Annotated in this window: 5 protein-coding genes; all 5 read right to left on the bottom strand. The window is 27.0% G+C overall.

All coding sequences use genetic code 11. The features are described 5' to 3' along the window. On the bottom strand, window positions 1–381 hold a 381-nt coding region (locus tag ACERKK_RS11410), incomplete at its 3' end, for a hypothetical protein (protein WP_373773203.1). Between the two features lie 237 nt (window positions 382–618). Continuing rightward, window positions 619–1,953: a DASS family sodium-coupled anion symporter gene (locus ACERKK_RS11405; RefSeq protein ID WP_373773202.1), complete on the bottom strand. Its 1,335-nt coding sequence runs from the start codon at window positions 1,951–1,953 to the stop codon at window positions 619–621. 185 nt (window positions 1,954–2,138) lie between these two features. Beyond that, on the bottom strand, window positions 2,139–2,678 hold the full coding sequence (mog, locus tag ACERKK_RS11400) for a molybdopterin adenylyltransferase (protein WP_373773201.1): 540 nt from the start codon (window positions 2,676–2,678) through the stop codon (window positions 2,139–2,141). Continuing rightward, on the bottom strand, window positions 2,675–3,190 hold the full coding sequence (bioV, locus tag ACERKK_RS11395) for a pimelyl-ACP methyl ester esterase BioV (RefSeq protein WP_373773200.1): 516 nt from the start codon (window positions 3,188–3,190) through the stop codon (window positions 2,675–2,677). The genes mog and bioV overlap by 4 nt, the downstream gene beginning before the upstream one ends. Further along, the coding region (locus ACERKK_RS11390; protein ID WP_373773199.1) for an AAA family ATPase at window positions 3,180–4,666 on the bottom strand (1,487 nt) is incomplete at its 5' end. The genes ACERKK_RS11390 and bioV, both read right to left, overlap by 11 nt.

The following is a 4,666-nucleotide window of genomic DNA, read 5'->3' as shown; positions in this document are numbered from 1 at the left end:
AGCTTGAGATAAACCTTTATAATTTAATCTGATATCTTTTTCTTTTAAATATCTTTTTAAAATAGTTTTTTCATTGTCATAATTTTTGCTATTCCATATTACTAAATTTTTTCTATTTTCTAAAATATATTCATCACTTAAAAGTAAATGTGCAAAAGGATTTTCAATCATTGTTGATTTTAATGAAGAGAAGTTTTCTTCAATACTTGAGTACATATCTTTAAAAAAGAAAGTAGTTTTTTCATATCCACTTTTAGTAGAATTAACACTTTTATCAACTGGTGTTAAAATATGCTCTTTTGTTTTAACAGCTTGTTCAGTAATAGCACAACCTGAAAATAAAACCATTAGTAAACTAATAGTTAATAATTTATTTTTCAATTTCTCTCCTAATAACACAAATAAGATTTTATTCTACATTATTTGTTATTAAATCATGACTTTATTATAAATAATTTATCTTGAATATAAAAATGTAGTAAAAACTTAACAGAAAAAGTGATAAAAGGGAGGGAATTTAGATATTTTATAGAGAAGATACTTCTTTGATAAAGTATCAAAGAAGCATCTATATAGTTATATATTTTAGTTATTTATATTTTTTAGAATTAATATATTCTATAAATAATGTTGCCAGTAAAGTAAAGCAATTGTTGTGATTGCAATCACACCTAAAATATTAAATACTAAACCAAACTTAGCCATATCTTTAACTTTAATAGCTCCACTACTCATTGCTATTGCATTTGGAGGAGTTGCTATTGGAAGCATAAAGGCATACGATGCACAAATTGTAGATATAAATAAAATCAATGTCGTATCAATATTCGCTGTTTGACTTAATGAATATATGATTGGAAGTGCTATTGAAATTAGTGCAGTATTTGATGTAACTTCTGTAACAAAAGTAATCATTGTTGCAACAATTAAAATTAGAAGAATTGTAGGTAAACTTGTCAATTCTAATAAATATGTAGCAATTTCATTTGCTAAGCCTGTGCTTGAGAACGCACTTGCAATAGAAAAACCTGCTCCAAATAAGAATATAATTTCATATGGAATTTTTTTAGTATCTTCCCATGTTAAGAAACCAATTTTTGGTAAGAACATTAATAGTCCATATCCTAATAAAATACCTTTTTCATTTAAACCTAAACCAGAATAATAAGGCTCAATTTTTGAATTAAATAAAAGTAACAGAACTAGTGAACCTAAGATTAATAGTAATCTTTTTTGCTCTGAGTTTAAATGTGCTCTATCTTCTAATTTTGTATCGAATTTTAAATCTTGTACACCTAAAGATAAAACGTAAGGAATAACAATTAACATAACAAGAGCTAAAGGTCCTGTTAAGAAAATCCATTTAATAAATGCTATTGGCTCAATTGCATTTTGTTCCATAAACCCTAATAAAATTAAGTTAGGAGGAGTTCCAATTGGAGTAACAATACCACCAATACTTGCACCATAAGCAATAGCTAATACAAGTCTCATTTTAAGTTTCATATCGTCTGTTAAATACATAGCAATAGGAATTAATAATAGTGCTGTTGTTGTATTTGAAATTAGAGAACTTAAAAATGCTGATGTAATAGCTAAAGAGAAAAGTATACCTCTTGGAGTACTTGGGAAAAGTGTTAATAACTTATCTGATACATATTTATGTAAGTTAGTTTTTTGAGTTGCAATCGCAATCATAAAACCACCTAAAAACAAGAAAATAATTGATTTAGAGTAATTTAGCGAAGTGGCATTTGTACTCATAATATCAAATGTAGGAAAAAGTAAAATTGGTAGTAGTGATACAACTCCTAAGGGTAAAGCTTCATTTGTCCACATTACAACTAGTAAAACTATTATTGCAAGAAGAGTAGAATGCTGTGTACTAAAAGCAAAACTAGCTATAAAAAATGTAGCTAATGCTAGTACTAATGGTAAAAGTATTTTATTCAAATTTGTCCTTTCTTTTTTGACTTCCGCATCTATTGTAATTACAATAGGCTAAATATCATAAAAAGAAAGTACTAAATTTATGTAATTTAAGTTTAGTTGATACCTTTAGTATCACTTAAAAAAATAACTACATAATTCATACATTTTACTTACATTACTTATACATATTTAAGTAAAATAAACGCTTATTTTTTCTTTGGCCTAAAAGGTTTTATTACTTCTTCATTACAAACTAAGAAAGGTCCTTCCATTAAATCAATACAATAAGGAATTGCAGGAAAAACTGCGTCTAAGCATTCTCTAATTGATTTAGGTTTTCCAGGAAGATTTACAATTAAAGAACTACCTCTTAAACCTGCTGTTTGTCTTGATAAAATTGCAGTTGGTACAAATTTTAAAGATTCAGCACGCATTAGTTCACCAAAACCTGGCATCATTCTATCACATACAGCTTCTGTTGCTTCTGGTGTTACATCACGTGCAGCTGGTCCTGTTCCACCTGTTGTTACAACTAAAGAACATCCTTCATTATCAACTAAATCTTTCATAGTATCTTCAATTGTTTTTTGGTCATCTTCAATACATTTATATACAGGTTCCCAAGGTGATGTTAAATAGTCATTTAAAGTATCAATAATAGCTTTACCTGATAAATCTTCGTAAATACCCTTACTAGCTCTATCAGAAGCTGTAATAATTCCTATTCTTGCAATTTTTTCGCTCATAAAATATGTCCTTTTTCTTTTATATAATATACTGTTGCAAAGTTGACAAAAAAGTCATTTGCTTTATCTGATTGTATTATTTTATCTTTTTGGCCTAAGAATACTTCAATCTTAGTACCCCTATCTACTAATTTTTGTAGTTTCTCTTCATCCCATTTATATGTTAATAACTCTTCTAATTGCTCATATGTCCCTTGCGAAAAATACTTAGAAGTATCTACTTTATTTGGATATGCAATATTTTTCAAAAAATTATCACAATATGCTTTTGCATCTTTTTTAAAAAACATAAGTTGCATTCTAATAAATTTTTTATCTTGTGTTTGGAAAAAAGAGGGAGAAAAGAGTTGAAGTTTATCAACTCTTTGATTTGAGTTTAAAACTTCTTCAAAAGCTAAAATAGCACCATAAGAAAATCCTGAAACTGTAAAATCATTGACTTCTAAATAATCTTTAAAAAGCTCTGATTCATTACAAAGACAAAAGCCTGAAAAATATTTTTTAGATATCATTAATATTTATTACCTCATGTTTAATCATAATTTCTTTTAATCTATTTATCTCTTCTGCATTATGAGAAAGTTCAGCTCTTAAATCATTTTTTACATTTGTTAATAACTCTTCAACTGAGTTTGACATTTTGTATTTATGTACAATATCATTTGCAGTTTTTGAAGCACTTTCTAAATCAATATGATTAATAGCATATTTTTCTCTTTTTATTACTTCAACTCCAATAATACCTGCTAAATCTCTTTTAATATTTTCAATTAACTCATGATATGAAGGATAAGTTGAATTTAGTTTTTCAACCGATTCATCAAATAATGCAATTTTACTTTTTGAAATAAATGCCTTAGAAGCTTGATAAATTGATAAAATCTCTTTTTGTTTTTCATCAAGTATTTTAATCTGTTTTTTTCCAAACTCTAACTTATTTTTTGCAATCTCAACAGCATCCATATCTAAAATAACAGAGTTGTTTTTAATCATAAAAAGTAAAGCTTCATTTATTAATGTTGCAAGTGCAGCTGAACTAAATCCTGCTGTATCTAAAGCTAATTTATCAATATTTAATTCATGGTTTTTACCTTGTAAATATAGTGATAAAATCTTTTTTCTATCATCAATATTTGGTAAACCAACATGAACTCTTCTATCAAATCTTCCAGCTCTTAAAAGTGCATCATCTAAAACTTCGATTTTATTAGTAGCAGCAATTACTATAACACCACTATCACCATCAAAACCATCCATTTGAGTTAATAGTTCATTTAGAGTAGATTCTCTTTCATCATTTGATTTACCACTTCTTGCTTTTCCAACTGCATCAATTTCATCAATAAATACAATAGCAGGTGCAGAAGCTTTAGCTTTAGCAAATAATTCTCTAACTTTTTTAGCACCCATTCCTACATAAATTTGTACAAAAGAAGCTCCACTTTGATAGAAAAATGGAACATCAGCTTCACCAGCAACTGCTCTTGCTATTAAAGTTTTACCAACACCTGGAGGTCCAACTAATAAAACACCCTTTGGAAGTTTTATTCCATGTTGTAAATATTTATTTGGCTCATTTAAAAAATCAACTACTTCTTCTAACTCTTCTTTAATTTCTGAAATACCTGCTATGTCTTTAAATGTTACGTTTGAACTAACTGCTTGTATATTTGAATTTAAATCATCATTAAAAGCTTTTGCTTTTGATTTTACAAGTTCTGCATCAAATGCACTTTTTTGACCTTTTTTATTTCTATTTAAATATGCCTTGATTTTATCTTCTTTTACTTTGATAATAATCGTTACAAAAAGAAGAAGAAAAAGAAAAACAATACCTAGATAATATGAATTACCTTCAATATGATTACTACTTTTAAACATTGTATATAAAAACAATATTAGTAAAACAACAGCAGATATTGCCATTAATTTAAAATTTTTATCTAGGTTATTATTTATCTTATTCGAATCTTGCGACATTTTTATCA

The organism is Poseidonibacter sp. (assembly GCF_041821165.1).
Classification (GTDB): domain Bacteria; phylum Campylobacterota; class Campylobacteria; order Campylobacterales; family Arcobacteraceae; genus Poseidonibacter.
The sequence above is the reverse complement of the archived record's forward strand: the minus strand, read 5'-3'. Positions and strand labels throughout refer to the sequence as shown.